At 43.2% G+C, this 13,152-nt stretch carries 23 protein-coding genes and 1 pseudogene; all 24 read left to right on the forward strand.

Going from position 1 to position 13,152, the window contains the following annotated elements:
- Positions 1–47 precede the first annotated feature (47 nt).
- Positions 48–170 (forward strand): hypothetical protein, encoded by a 123-nt coding sequence (locus BM159_RS12220; protein ID WP_281243285.1) that lies wholly within the window; start codon positions 48–50, stop codon positions 168–170.
- A 121-nt stretch (positions 171–291) separates the two neighbouring features.
- Positions 292–681 carry a hypothetical protein gene (locus tag BM159_RS10425; RefSeq protein ID WP_177206013.1) on the forward strand — a complete coding sequence of 130 codons (390 nt, stop codon included), beginning with the start codon at positions 292–294 and terminating at the stop codon, positions 679–681.
- Positions 682–973: 292 nt separating this feature from the next.
- The gene (locus BM159_RS10430; RefSeq protein ID WP_093914193.1) at positions 974–1,231 is read left to right on the forward strand and encodes a type II toxin-antitoxin system HicA family toxin; all 258 of its coding nucleotides are present in this window, start codon (positions 974–976) and stop codon (positions 1,229–1,231) included.
- Positions 1,228–1,572 carry a type II toxin-antitoxin system HicB family antitoxin gene (locus BM159_RS10435; protein WP_093914175.1) on the forward strand — a complete coding sequence of 115 codons (345 nt, stop codon included), beginning with the start codon at positions 1,228–1,230 and terminating at the stop codon, positions 1,570–1,572. Before BM159_RS10430 ends, BM159_RS10435 begins: the two co-directional genes overlap by 4 nt.
- A gap of 130 nt (positions 1,573–1,702) precedes the next feature.
- Positions 1,703–1,872: pseudogene (locus tag BM159_RS10440) on the forward strand (very short patch repair endonuclease); the annotation flags it as partial.
- Between the two features lie 129 nt (positions 1,873–2,001).
- Complete coding sequence (locus tag BM159_RS10445; protein WP_093914176.1) at positions 2,002–2,622, forward strand: hypothetical protein; 621 nt, start codon at positions 2,002–2,004, stop codon at positions 2,620–2,622.
- A gap of 87 nt (positions 2,623–2,709) precedes the next feature.
- Positions 2,710–3,003, forward strand: a complete 294-nt coding sequence (locus tag BM159_RS10450) for a hypothetical protein (RefSeq protein ID WP_093914177.1) — start codon at positions 2,710–2,712, stop codon at positions 3,001–3,003.
- A 221-nt stretch (positions 3,004–3,224) separates the two neighbouring features.
- Positions 3,225–3,506 (forward strand): type II toxin-antitoxin system RelB/DinJ family antitoxin, encoded by a 282-nt coding sequence (locus tag BM159_RS10455; RefSeq protein WP_093914178.1) that lies wholly within the window; start codon positions 3,225–3,227, stop codon positions 3,504–3,506.
- A complete protein-coding gene (locus BM159_RS10460) occupies positions 3,499–3,771 on the forward strand; it encodes a type II toxin-antitoxin system YafQ family toxin (RefSeq protein WP_093914179.1) in 273 nt (90 codons plus the stop codon). Before BM159_RS10455 ends, BM159_RS10460 begins: the two co-directional genes overlap by 8 nt.
- 44 nt (positions 3,772–3,815) lie before the next feature.
- Positions 3,816–4,094 carry a hypothetical protein gene (locus BM159_RS10465; RefSeq protein ID WP_093914180.1) on the forward strand — a complete coding sequence of 93 codons (279 nt, stop codon included), beginning with the start codon at positions 3,816–3,818 and terminating at the stop codon, positions 4,092–4,094.
- A gap of 164 nt (positions 4,095–4,258) precedes the next feature.
- Positions 4,259–4,510: a DUF2624 family protein gene (locus tag BM159_RS10470; protein WP_093914181.1), complete on the forward strand. Its 252-nt coding sequence runs from the start codon at positions 4,259–4,261 to the stop codon at positions 4,508–4,510.
- A gap of 240 nt (positions 4,511–4,750) precedes the next feature.
- Positions 4,751–6,115 carry an MATE family efflux transporter gene (locus BM159_RS10480; RefSeq protein ID WP_093914183.1) on the forward strand — a complete coding sequence of 455 codons (1,365 nt, stop codon included), beginning with the start codon at positions 4,751–4,753 and terminating at the stop codon, positions 6,113–6,115.
- A gap of 370 nt (positions 6,116–6,485) precedes the next feature.
- Positions 6,486–6,656 carry a hypothetical protein gene (locus tag BM159_RS12015; protein ID WP_177206014.1) on the forward strand — a complete coding sequence of 57 codons (171 nt, stop codon included), beginning with the start codon at positions 6,486–6,488 and terminating at the stop codon, positions 6,654–6,656.
- 143 nt (positions 6,657–6,799) lie between these two features.
- Positions 6,800–7,042, forward strand: coding sequence for a DUF2624 family protein (locus tag BM159_RS10485; RefSeq protein ID WP_093914184.1), 243 nt, complete (start codon positions 6,800–6,802; stop codon positions 7,040–7,042).
- Between the two features lie 195 nt (positions 7,043–7,237).
- Positions 7,238–7,600: a hypothetical protein gene (locus tag BM159_RS10490; RefSeq protein ID WP_093914185.1), complete on the forward strand. Its 363-nt coding sequence runs from the start codon at positions 7,238–7,240 to the stop codon at positions 7,598–7,600.
- 144 nt (positions 7,601–7,744) lie between these two features.
- On the forward strand, positions 7,745–7,990 hold the full coding sequence (locus BM159_RS10495; RefSeq protein WP_093914186.1) for a DUF2624 family protein: 246 nt from the start codon (positions 7,745–7,747) through the stop codon (positions 7,988–7,990).
- Positions 7,991–8,181: 191 nt separating this feature from the next.
- The gene (locus tag BM159_RS10500) at positions 8,182–9,282 is read left to right on the forward strand and encodes a threonine synthase (protein ID WP_093914187.1); all 1,101 of its coding nucleotides are present in this window, start codon (positions 8,182–8,184) and stop codon (positions 9,280–9,282) included.
- Between the two features lie 140 nt (positions 9,283–9,422).
- Positions 9,423–9,656, forward strand: coding sequence for a Nif11-like leader peptide family RiPP precursor (locus tag BM159_RS10505; RefSeq protein ID WP_093914188.1), 234 nt, complete (start codon positions 9,423–9,425; stop codon positions 9,654–9,656).
- Between the two features lie 181 nt (positions 9,657–9,837).
- Entirely contained in the window at positions 9,838–10,074 is a 237-nt protein-coding gene (locus tag BM159_RS10510) for a Nif11-like leader peptide family natural product precursor (RefSeq protein WP_093914189.1), read from the forward strand.
- A 200-nt stretch (positions 10,075–10,274) separates the two neighbouring features.
- The gene (locus BM159_RS12020) at positions 10,275–10,421 is read left to right on the forward strand and encodes a hypothetical protein (RefSeq protein WP_177206015.1); all 147 of its coding nucleotides are present in this window, start codon (positions 10,275–10,277) and stop codon (positions 10,419–10,421) included.
- On the forward strand, positions 10,418–10,795 hold the full coding sequence (locus BM159_RS10515; protein ID WP_093914190.1) for a hypothetical protein: 378 nt from the start codon (positions 10,418–10,420) through the stop codon (positions 10,793–10,795). Before BM159_RS12020 ends, BM159_RS10515 begins: the two co-directional genes overlap by 4 nt.
- A 181-nt stretch (positions 10,796–10,976) precedes the next feature.
- On the forward strand, positions 10,977–11,918 hold the full coding sequence (locus BM159_RS10520; protein ID WP_093914191.1) for a phosphatase PAP2 family protein: 942 nt from the start codon (positions 10,977–10,979) through the stop codon (positions 11,916–11,918).
- Between the two features lie 160 nt (positions 11,919–12,078).
- Positions 12,079–12,771, forward strand: a complete 693-nt coding sequence (locus tag BM159_RS10525; RefSeq protein WP_093914192.1) for a DUF5714 domain-containing protein — start codon at positions 12,079–12,081, stop codon at positions 12,769–12,771.
- Positions 12,772–12,977: 206 nt separating this feature from the next.
- Positions 12,978–13,152 (forward strand): IS200/IS605 family transposase (gene tnpA, locus BM159_RS10530; protein WP_143089437.1); only part of this gene is annotated, 175 nt, incomplete at its 3' end.

Raw genomic sequence — 13,152 nt, forward strand, 5'->3', positions numbered from 1 at the left:
GCAGTAAGACCCGCCGCAACATATTTCGTAAAAGGAGGGAAAAAATTATGAGTGCAGATACTGATTTGGATCTGGTGTTCCGGAACGCGGCGGGCAAAAAGGTGACCCTTAACATTGTGGAATCGGTGGAAGGCCGCATGACGGAAATTTCCGCTGACGGATCAGGGTAACGTGGAACGGCTGCGTTTTATTTTCGGCAACAAGTGAAAGTACCTGCCCCGGTACAGGTTATGGCTGACCAGGTCGCAGGCAATTTGCCATTGCGAGATGGCAGTAAAATATTTCAGGGAAATGATTCGGGAAGAAAATAAAAACAAAATATGTGAAGAAAAAGCAGATGATTTGATGGAAGCTGGTATGATATTGCTACTTATTGCCTTTGGGTTTACATTGTATGGATACATAACATCGACCAAAGGAAAAACCTTGGGGGCTATAGTCGCCTTTTTCATGATTGGCACCCCTGCGGGTTTTCTCGTTGCCGGTATGTCGATTTCCAGCCTGGGTTTTGGCGTTGAAGCTGACTATAGCCTTTATCTGTATAACAAAACGGGAACAAGAAAAAGGTCAGCAAAGAGAAAAATAGAAAGAAATCCAATTGACCATAAAGAGTGTGCGAGAGAGAAGCTCCGTGATCGCGCAGCAACCTGTCAGAAGGGTAAGGTGCTAAAGCTTGCATGATGGGATGTTGAAAATAAAGCCCATCTTACCGATGGGCTTTTGTTTTACAGAGAGTAGATATATTAGTATTTTAATCAGAGTAAGGAGTTACCATGTTTGACGGAGATGTAAGAAATAAAGAATGTGAAATATATTATATCATTCACTAACTGAAAATGAAAATTATCCACAATCTTTGATGTTACAGATTTTCATACGGAAGTACACTGTATAAATGCATCGAAGATGCAACTATTTTCAGTTGCATCTTTGCTTTCTATATGCTATAGTATACACATGGGGGGAATTCGTTTTGGGACAAAAAGAAAAACTCATTGCTAAATTGAAAGCAAGCTCCAAGTCGTTTACTTTTAATGAAGCAGAAACATTGCTTGGATATTTTTCTTACTACAGAAGCAACAAGGGGAAAACGAGCGGCTCGCGTATCATGTTCGTGAGTGATGTTTATAAAACAAAAATTTTGCTTCATAAACCACATCCACGCAAAGAACTTTTAGAATATCAGATAAAACAACTTATCGAGCAGTTGGAACAGGAGGGCTTGTTATGAAAAACACGATGGAATACAAAGGTTATGTTGGCAGCATAGAATTTTCTGAGGAGGACGGTGTGTTTTTTGGAAAAGTTCAGGGCATCCGCTCTTTGATTTCTTATGAAGGGACTAACGCATCCGAACTAATCACCGATTTTCATGGTGCGGTTGACGATTATCTTGACCTTTGCGAAAAGGAAGGCCAGGTTCCGGAATCCGCCTATAAGGGAAGCCTGAATGTCCGTCTTGGCAGTGAACTTCATAAACGCGCTGCCGTTTATGCTATTTCTCAACAGCAGAGCCTGAACAGTTTTATCGAAGAAGCTGTGAGAGATAAGCTGACTGCTGTTAATGCGTAAATGTAGGATAAAGAATAAAACATAACTACTTTTCAGTATTTGACAATTTTTCAACTAAAGTCGGATTAATAAATAAACCTGATCTAATCAAACAAGTCATTAGAACTTATACAGAAGTAAAAGGGTTGTTATGTCACATATACGCTCTAAAGATACTACTATAGAAGTAAAGTTGAGAAAAGCTTTATGGAAGAGAGGTTTTAGATATCGCAAAATTATGCAAGTTTGCCAGGGAAACCCGATATCGCGTTAACTAAGTATAAGGTGGCTGTTTTTTGTGATAGTGATTTTTTCCATGGCAACCCGGTTTTACAGATTCCGATTTTTCCAACAGCCGTAGATTTTTCTGCGGCTGTTTTGTTATAATTAAGTAAATCAAGGTTAATCGTACAAATCGGGGTTTAACAGAGTGACGGATGGGATGGTATTATGAATATAAATACACTCAACATACTGGCTGATGCCATATCTGATGTAGGGTCATGGCATTGGTGGTATGTAAAAGACGACATGGTTCATATACAGTTTTGTGATATTCAGCTTTACGATGAATCAAAACCGGAAAAGGAAACACATACGACGGATGTTTTAGCGGTACGGTTCTATAACCATGCCTTCGCGGTTTTTCTGGATAATCTGGCTGAAGATAAATGGTATGAACGCCTTAGAAATGATGATTCTGTAATTTATCCTGTCGATACGTATGATCTGGTGTTTGATGATAGTAAAGAGGCCGGGTTATTACTAAACGATTATAAGAACAGAATAACCGTCAAAGACTTTAACGGTTCAGAAACGCTTTCAACCGCAAAACATCTCCTCTGTGCCAGATGTGGTGAAGTTGGCTTTATCGTTGGAGGAGACGAGATAGTAGTTGTAGGGAAAAAAGGAAAATATACAGGAGAGGAAATAGAAACTGCTTCTAAGAAATGGTGGGATTATTGGAAGGATTACTGGAAATTGAGGAAAACAAAGGAAGCATATACGGAAGATTATGCGTGTGAAATTACGATTCCCGTAGACAAAAATGATCCGAAGGGAAACTGGTAATTCATCCGGGGTTTGTTAATATTTCTTACAGAAGGTTCATCGACAAATCGGGATTTTTCGAGCAGAGTAATTAACAGGAGTACAGATATGTTTCATGAAGAGCTGAAGCAAATCATAAGATCGGTTTTACAACAAGGCTTAAGTGGTCAGTCATTGATGGAAGTATTAACAGCCAATGTTGATCCAACCGAAATATGTGCATCGGATGATATGCTAGTTACGGATTCATATTTTTCTCTTTTGCATTATGCTACTGGGGAAGAAATACTCAAGGATGCTGAGTGGAAATACTTCCTGGATTGTCTGAACGGTAACAGAGTTTATAGTCTTGATGAGAAATTACAGATGACCGATAAGAACAGCATCGGTGGATCAGTATGACAAATTCGTGTTTTACTTACTACAACCCAGCTTAATGGGAGTTATTTTCAACCATCTCACCGGACGTGTAAAAAGCGTCTGCTTTTTTTGCAGTAACGTAAAACGTTTGCGTTAATTTGTATTGACAATGTTTGCTATCGGAAATATAATTATTTTAGAAGAAGAGAATTTTTTCATCCGTTATAACCGTATTAACGTTACTCTGGAAAGGAGCATATATCATGGCTAATGCAAATATTAATGTTCGCGTGGATGCAGAATTAAAACGTTCTGCTGAAATTTTGTTTGAAGATTTAGGACTTACCATGTCTTCTGCCATTACTATTTTCCTTAAAAGCGCAGTAAAACATGAGGGGATTCCTTTTGAAATAAGACGTTATGCCCCTAATGCGGAAACCAGGGCTGCTCTTGCTGAATATAAGGAAATGAAAAAGAATCCTGGCAACTATAAACGGTATAAGTCTTTTGACGACATGGCAGACGAGGTGTTTGCGGATGCTTGAAATTGTTCCTTCAAACCAGTTTAAGAAAGACTTAAAGCTCGCGAAGAGACGAGGTCTGAAGATTGAACTCCTGCGTGAAGTGGTCAATACTCTTGCCATGAAAAAGAAATTGGACGATAAACACCATGACCATAGTCTGGCTGGTAATTATAAGTCATTTAGGGAATGTCATATTGAACCGGATTGGCTTTTGATCTATCGAATAGAAAATAATGAACTGGAATTGTTTTTGTTTCGTACGGGTTCACATTCCGATTTATATTAAGCGGTGACTGTTGGTACAAATCGTGATTTAATGGGATAATTAATATGATCAACGTAACTCTCTGTCCTTTGAAATCGGACGACCTTGAACAATTCATTCGTGATAACCAGGAAGCTTTTAATTATGGAGCCCTTGAAGAATTCGGTCTCCGGGACGATCATTTTGAAAAACGGAATATCCATTTCTACGTCAACCGGTGCGGATTTCATATTGTAGAGTTTTTCAACAGGTATCATCCTGACCCAAAGGATCCGGATGCGGGCAATGAATTGGACGATCAGTTCCCGGATGGGATGTTCCGTTTTGAAAAAATGGTGAAGTAAATTTAAGTTTTGTTACAATGTTGGCCGTGATACAAATCAGGATTTTTCTGACAGGTATGGTGCTGATGAAATTTCTTTAATTGTAGGATATTTGCAAATCTTTTGGTATAATATAACTGTACTATAAAAGTACAGTTTTTTTATTCCCAAGGGAGGTCCTGAAAATGCCAATCAACAAAAACGAAATCACAAAAGAAATGATTGAAAAAGCGATGGAGTGCAAGACCGCCGGTGAACTGATCGCGCTGGCTAAAGCCGAAGGCGTGGAAATTACCAAAGAAGAAGCCGAAGCGTACATGGCGGAACTGGCCGACTATGAGCTGGACAGTGGCAAGATTAAGGAAATAGCTGGTGGGTTGTGCTCAGGGAGAACAACGTCTCCCAAGCCTCGCTGTCAAGAACACAGCTATATATAAAGGTTAGTTTCGTAAACCAGTGCCGGTACATCAGTGCCGGCCTTTTTTATTTCGGCTGTAGTAATATAAAAGAACCACCTTGTAAAACCCCGCGCTGTGGGCGGGCGGTCATTCAGACAAATTTGTGTTTTTCTGACAGCCGTAGATTTTTCCGCGGCTGTTTTGCTATAATGGTGATAGTGATACAAAACAAACAGCTGCGCGGTATAAATCAGAATCGTATCCGAAAGGCAACAGTACATGGCATTCAGCAAAACCATCAACGCGCTGGAAGGCTCAATATGGGACAAGATTATAGTGTTCGCCATCCCCATGGCTCTCACCAGTTTATTCCAGCAGTTATTTAATTCGGCGGATATCGCCGTTATCGGACGTTTCTCCGGAAGCCAGGCATTGGCGGCGGTAGGCAGTACTGCGACTATTGTCAATATTTTCATAAACTGTCTGGTTGGCACTTCGGTAGGTGCCACCGTGGTCATCTCCCACCTGCTGGGTGAAAAAAATGAAAAAGCAGCGCAGGAAGCGTTGCATGCCTCTGTCTGTTTTTCTGTTATATTCGGTATCGTACTGGGAATCCTAGGCCTTCTGATTGCCCAGCCGGTGCTGCGCCTCATGGGCACGCCTGCGGAAGTGTTGGACATGGCGGACCTGTATCTGAAAATTTACTACCTGGGCATCCCTTTTCTTACGGTTTACAATTTCGGTGCAGCCATCTTCCGGGCCAACGGAGATACAAAAAAAGCCCTGCTATCCCTTACCGTTTCCGGTTTCATCAACGTGGCGCTGAATATATTCTTCGTGGTCTTCTGCGGCATGAGTGTGGACGGCGTGGCTATTGCCACTGTCATCGCCAACATAATCAGCGCAGGGTTAATTATCTATTATCTTACGAAGGAACAGGGCCTGCTTCACCTGTCTTTCAGTAAAATCTACTGGCATACTGGCATGATTATACAGGTGCTGAAGATTGGCATCCCTACCGCCATTCAGGGCATGGTATTTTCCCTTTCCAACATGATCATCCAGGTTGCCATAAACAGTCTGGGCTCTGCAGCCATCGCAGCCTCCACCGTCGCCCTGAATTTTGAGATGTGGGCCTACCATGTGCTCACCGGGTTCTCCCAGGCCTGCACGGCCTTTGTTGGACTGAACTACGGCGCCAGGAAACTGAAGCGCTGCATCCGCATCACCCGCTGGTGCATGCTGGAAGGCATCATTGCCAGCATCTTCGTTTCACTTTTCTTCATTTTGCTGCGTAAACCTTTGGTAGCCCTGTTTACTGCAGACACCGTGGTAGCAGAATTGGCCTATGTGCGTATCTGCTGGATTATTTCCTTTGAATTCATCAGTATGGTGATGGACGTCTTTTCTGGCGCGCTGCGGGGCTGGGGCTTCTCCCTTCTGCCTGCGGTCATTACCACCGCAGGCATCTGCGTATTGCGGGTTATTTATGTTTATACCGTATTTGCCGGCTGGCCCGATTTCGGGGTACTGATGGCGGTCTACCCGCTGAGCTGGCTGGTCACCGCCATCGGCATTACCATTGCTTACTTTTCAGTAAAGAAGAAAATCATCGCAACACAGATGAGGGTGTGGGCGGAGTAGGAACAACTGCTAGAAAAGATTCGTGAGCTTGCCACATGGCTTGCGGAGTAGGGGAATAATATAATGACAGATAAGTTAGTAGTTTTTTATTCCTGGGGAGATTATAAAGCACAGTTGGACTTGTGGCTTGAAAATTTGGACTGTTAATGAAATCCCAATTTGTTTCATTAAAAATGACCGGCAGATGCCGGTCATTTTCTATATGAGATATAATTAAATAAGGGTAGAGACATAAATCGCAGTTTTGCTCAGTAAAGATTATATGATATAATTACAGAAACAAGTCCTTTGGGTATGAAATTTTAAAGGATGCCGTATATATTTTTAGTAAGGGGCATTAAAAACAAATCTTTTTGAGGAGAGGAACATTATGCCAGTCAACAATAATGAACTTACAAAAGAAATGATTGAAAAAGCCTTGCAGTGCAAAACTGCTGATGAGCTGATAACGCTTGCAAAAGCTGAAGGCTATGACATCCCAAAAGTCTGGAAGCTTTTCCAGGAAGCGTTCCATGAGGGTGAAGGAGAGTTATTTGCATAATTTGAAAAAGACGGCCGTTTAGCGTAACAAAGATTTTTATGATATAATTTAATAAAGTATTCCATCATCGTCAATTTTGCTGAACCTGTTTTGTATATATAATAAAAGGTATTTTAAAATTAAAGTAATGGGAGGATTCTATTATGCCGATTAACAAAAACGAAATCACAAAAGAAATGCTGGAAAAAGCCATGCAGTGCAAGACAGTGGAGGATCTGATTGCATACGCTAAAACCGAAGGCGTTGACCTTACGAAAGAGGAAGCCGAGGCTTACTTTGATGAGTTATCAGAATGTGAGTTGCAAGACGGCGATATCAAACATGTAGCGGGAGGATTGTGTGGGGCTGTTGGCGCTCCTCCTGTAGGACCCTCGAACTATAAATAATTCACGGAAAACCCCAATTTGTTTCAAAAAAAATGACCGGCAGATACCGGTCATTTTTATATGAGATATAATTAAATGAGGGTAGAGGCATAAATTGTTGTTTTTCTAACAGCCGTAGATTTTTCCGCGGCTGTTTTGGTATAATAAAGTGAGTCGATGATAATCTTACAAAATCAGAATTTTTGAGAGATTGCTATGGATATTATAAAGACAGTGAATTACTATCGAAAACTAGATAAAAACAGTCTTTGTTCCTGTGATTATTGCAGAAACTATTGTTTAGAGATTAAGAAAACATATCCTATACTGTCAGATTATTTAACAGGGATGGGAGTCGATATTGAAAAACCATTTGAAACAATGCCTCTTGACCCATATGAAGGAATTATTGAATATATTGCTGTCCAATATATAGTCATGGGAAATCACTCCGATTTTAAAGCCGCAGTTGTTTCTGGTGTTGATATCGACATGGCTGATTCGCATCCTGTGACTGGTATAGAGGAGGAACATTTTGTAATCGAAATATCGCCTATAAAGTTGAAATGGGCTATATAGACAAATTCATGTTTTTCTAACAGCATGGTACTGACAAGTTTTTTGTAATTATATTTATATTATAGAAAATTTGCAAAATTTTTGTTATAATAAAAATGCCCTATGAAGGCACAGTTTCTTTAATTCTTGATGGAGGTCCTGAAAATGCCAATCAACAAAAACGAACTCACAAAAGAAATGCTGGAAAAAGCCATGCAGTGCAAGACTGTTGAAGAATTAATGGCGCTGGGCAAAGCGGAAGGCATTGTCCTTACCGAAGATGAAGCCGAAGCGTTTCTGTCGGAATTGTCCGGATATGAACTGGTAGGTGGAGAGATTAAAAAAATAGCCGGAGGAATTCATAGGATCAATCGTCAAGATTGCATGTATTATCACAGGATTCTTAAATAATTTAAAAATCTGTGTAATAAACACAGCAAAAGTATTTTAAGGTAAAATCCGATTTTAGTTTGAAAATACGTTTTATACTGACAGCCGTAGATTTTTCTGCGGCTGTTTTGTTATAATGAATTAAAATGATGTTTTCAAATACAATTTGTAATTCTTGATAGTAATGATTTGCGTGATGACGGGGGGACAATATGAAAGTAAATTACGTTTGCACAAAATGCGGAAAAGTGGAAGACGTAACGACGCGGGCGCCGAAATGCGAATGCGGCGGCTTGTGGAAACTGCAGTATGAACTGCCGGAGTTTGACGAAGCGCTGATCGATAAGGACGAATGGAGCATCTTCCGTTACCGTGCCTTTATGCCCCTGGCGGACGAAACGTGGAAATCCGTCACCATGGGCGAAGGCATGACGCCCATCGTACCCTTTGACGAAGACCTGATGCTGAAGATGGATTATTTCATGCCGACCCTGTCTTTTAAAGACCGGGGCGCGGCGGTTCTCATTTCCCACTGCAAGTCCATCGGCGTGACGGATGTGGTGCAGGATTCCAGCGGCAACGCGGGCAACAGCGTGGCAGCGTATTGCGGGCGCGTGGGTATCAACTGCGAGATTTTTGTCCCGGAAGGGACGTCGCCGAAAAAGATTGACATGATCCGCGCCCACGGGGCAAAGGCTAATGTGGTGCCCGGTTCCCGTGACCACTGCGCGGATGTGTGCAGGGCGAAGGTTACGGAAGAAGGAAAGTATTACGCGAACCACGTGTATAACCCGTTCTTCTATGAAGGAACGAAAACCTACATTTATGAAATTTACGAGCAGCTGCACCGGATCCCCCGGAACATTTTTATTCCGTTGGGGAACGGGACCCTGTTCCTGGGCGGGGTCTTTGGCCTGGAGCACCTTGTGGCCAGCGGCGTGATTCCTGAAATGCCTAATGTCATCGCCATCCAGAGCGAACACTGCGCGCCGTTTGCGGAAGCGAAACGGCAGGGGCTGAAAGTGCCGGCTGCGGTTACGCCGGAGCCGACGCTGGCGGAAGGCATTGCCATCGGCCAGCCCATGCGTGGCGTGGAAATTCTGGAAAAGATTTATAAATACGATATGGAAATCGTGGAGATTCCGGAAGAAACAATTTTGCCGGCCCGTGCCGCGCTGGCAGCCAAAGGCATTTACTGCGAGCACACCACGGCGGGCAACTACGCGGCGTATCTGAAATACTGCGAGCTTCACGGCAGGACGCCGGACAGCCTGATTACCATGTGTGGCGCCGGACTTAAGTCAGATCACTGATACAAGTTTCGGTTTTGCCCGGCAAAGATGAGTATGATATAATTAACAAAATAGTTCCATCAGTGTCAATTTTGATGAAGCTGTCTTGTATATATTAGTAAAAGGCATTTAAAATAAAATTTACAGAGGAGGATTTCATTATGCCAATCGACAAAAAAGAACTCACAAAAGAAATGCTGGAAAAAGCGATGCGGTGCAAATCGGCCGATGAACTGATTGCGTTGGCAAAGACAGGCGGTTTTGAGATGACCAAAGAGGAAGCGGAATCTTACATGGAGGAATTGTCTGATTTTGAATTAGACGGCGAAGCACTAAAGAATATTGCCGGTGGTGGTGGGTGTTATATGAGAACTCCCCTGGATGATATGATGTGAAGAATTTTCTGTTTTTCTCAACAGCCGCAGAATTTCTGCGGCTGTTTTGTTATAATGATGGCAGTGATACAAATCGTCATTTACATCAACAAATGTTGCTTACTTTTCGTGTTTTATTTATAATATAAGTTGTAAGGCGTAAATTTGCTGTAATATTGTGTTTTGAAAGGTGGGAAATGTTATGCCGGTTAACAAAAAAGAAATCACAAAAACACAGATATTAAAAGCTATTAAGTGCAAGACTGCCGATGAACTGCTGGAGCTTGCCAAGGCAGAAGGCTATGACATCACAAAAGAGGAAGCGGAAGCCTATTTTGCGGAAATTTCCGATATGGAGCTTGACAGCGAGAAGCTGAAAAAAATAGCGGGCGGCATTGAAACCTGCTGGGCGGTTGACGGCTGCTCATGGCATTGTTAAAGCGCGGCGCGCCGGAATCGTCAGTCCGGCCTGTGCTGTAACACGAAAGAGAATATAACAGGTTCCTGATTTCCCGACAGCTGTGGAATTTATTTTCCGCGGCTGTTTTGTTATAATTTACATAAAGTAAGTTGGTTTTAAGTTGGTGTTTAACGAAACGGCTGCAGAGGATCATGAACGTTTTGAATGGGGGGCAGGCCATGTTAAAATCCGAAAAACGTGAATCACAAAAGTTCAAAAAGCGTTACGGGCCCCGGCGTCATAAGCTGCTGGGGATCAACAAGTGGACGCGGAAGCAAAAAGAGTTACAGGAAAGAAAGGCAGCGGAGAAGGAGGGGGCGGAATGAACAACCGGCAGATTACGGCGATATACGAGGATCTGAAAAAGCTCGCCGGAAACGAGATCCGGACCGCAGGCGGGAACGACCTGGTGACGGCCTGGCGTTTGTTTGAAAAAATGGACGCGCTGATTAACCTCCAGTATTGCGCCGTGAATTTCCGTATCCTTCTCGAAAGTACGGAAGACGAAGAGAGCAGGGAACTTGTGCAGAAGCACCTGCATATCTTTATGACGACGGTCTATATGGATTATCTGGAGGACGTGATCGGGACGGCCGGCAGCGAAAAGGCCGGCAGCGCCGGGGTGGCGTACCTGCAGGAGGAAATCTGTGAGAATCTGGCCCCGGTACTGGATTTCTTTCGGAGAGAGTTTGGGGAATGATCCAATATCATTAAACTCTTTCATGTATTTTCCACCTGTTCCGGGATTTCAAAAGTCCCTTTCGTTGGGGGAAGGGTTGTTTGTCTGGAAACCTGTGTGGCAGTTAAACGTTTGCTGGGAAGCTGAGGCAGTTGCAGTAAGGCCGGTAATTTACATAGAAAAAAACCGCCGGAGGAGATAAATGGATATTCAGTATCTGCTTTTTTTGCAGGATTTTCGCAACAGTATTGATAATGCGCTGACGCCTTTTATGGAAGGGGTGTCCATGTTTGCCGTGACCTATCTGATCCTGTTCCCGGTCTATTACTATTGGAACAGAAATAAAAAAGACGGCCTGTATGCGCTTGTGGCCTATTATTTTTGCATGGTGATCACGCCGCTGGTGAAACTGACGGCCTGCGTATACCGTCCCTGGATCCGCGACAGCCGGATCGTTCCCGCGGGCAAGGCCATTGTCACGGCGACAGGGTATTCCTTCCCCAGCGGACACACGACGACGGCGGTGCCCCTGGCGGGCGGGATGGTTGTGAACACATGGAAAAATCCGCGGCTGCGGGTGGCTTCTGTTCTGTTTGCCGCATTTATCGTGCTGACCATGTTTTCCAGAAATTACCTGGGAGTCCATACGCCGCAGGACGTTTGTGTAGGCTTTGGCGTTTCTGTCCTGAGCCTGTTTTTCACCGCAAAGCTGTTCCGGTATCTGGACGCCCATCCGGAGAAAGAGAACCGGCTGCTCCTGGCCGGATTTGTTTTCTGCTGCCTCGCCCTCGTATATATCACGCTCAAGCCGTACCCGATGGATTATACGGCAGGCGGCAAGCTCCTCGTCGATCCGCAGAAGATGATGAACGACGGATACGGCGATACCGGGAAGATGATGGGGTTTATTATCGCCCGGTTTGTGGAGAAGACGTGGATCCGGTTCGAGGCTGCCGGGAGCGGGACGGGACGCCGGCTGCTCTGTATCCTCGGCCTGGTACTGATGGTTCTGCTGAAGAAATTTTTCAGCCCCGTGATGGTCCATACGTTCGGCTCTCATTGGGGAAAACTTTTCTTTTCCATAATATATACGTTTTATTATATTGCCCTGTTCCCCATCGTTTTGAAAATGTACGATAAGTGAAAGTGAACATTATAAGTTGTTTTGTTGCAGAAATAAAAATATTCGACAGTCGTGGAAGTTTAACGAACTTTCGCGGCTGTTTTGTTATAATTAAGTAAATCAAAGTTAATCATAAAAATCGGCGTTTACGGAGATAACTTATGATTTGAAGGGATAGCTGATGAAGGAAGAATGCTTAATTTGTAAAGCTCCGCTGGAATACCTTGGGACGGATATTCTCATGGAGTGCGAGATTTGCCATAAAAATGAAAACAGCAAGACAAGATGTGTAAATGGGCACTATGTATGTAACAATTGTCATACACAGGGGCTTGATTCCATTATTGGATTATGCATGAAGGATACTTCAAAGAATCCTATAGCCATTATCGAAAAGATGATGGCGATGCCGTTCTGTCATATGCATGGGCCGGAACATCATGTTATGGTCGGGTCCGCCTTGCTGACAGCATATAAAAACGCAGGCGGAGACATTGACCTTAACAGTGCATTGATTGAAATGATGAACCGCGGAAAAAGCGTTCCCGGCGGTGCCTGCGGATTTTGGGGAGCCTGTGGAGCAGGAATCAGTTCAGGGATGTTTATATCCATTATCTCGAAGTCCACACCTTTGGCTAATGAGCCATTCGCGCTGTCACACAAGATGACTGCTGAATCACTTGCAAAGATTGGTGAAATTGGAGGCCCACGTTGTTGTAAGAGGGATTCATTCCTGTCCATTCTTGCGGCTGTCGATTTTGTGAAAGATTACTTTGGCGTTGAGATGGAAAGGCCGGAAGTCTTGTGCCACTTTTCAGCACAAAACAACCAGTGCATCGGTAAACGCTGTCCATTTTCAAAAGCAAACCATTGATACAAATCGAAGCTTTTCTAACAGCCGTGGACTTTTCTGCGGCTGTTTTGTTATGGCTTTAGCTTGGGAGCCGAATCCCTCAAGGGGATTTGGCTCAAAAACCACCTGCTACGCAGGTGGGATTAATGCTTAAGCAAAAGGGCAACATCCTTCTTGTATAATGATAGTGTTCAAGCCGTCACTAAAACAAGAAAGGATGTTGCCCTATGGCAAATAGTTTAGCACATACCAAGTGGGTATGCAAATATCACATTGTATTTACACCAAAATACAGAAGAAAAATCATTTATAACCAATTGCGTTTGGATATCAGAACGATTCTTAAAGATTTGTGCAAATGGAAAGGTGTAGAAATCATCGAAGGAAATTGTATGCCAGATC

Source organism: Succiniclasticum ruminis DSM 9236, assembly GCF_900112895.1.
Taxonomy (GTDB): domain Bacteria; phylum Bacillota; class Negativicutes; order Acidaminococcales; family Acidaminococcaceae; genus Succiniclasticum; species Succiniclasticum ruminis.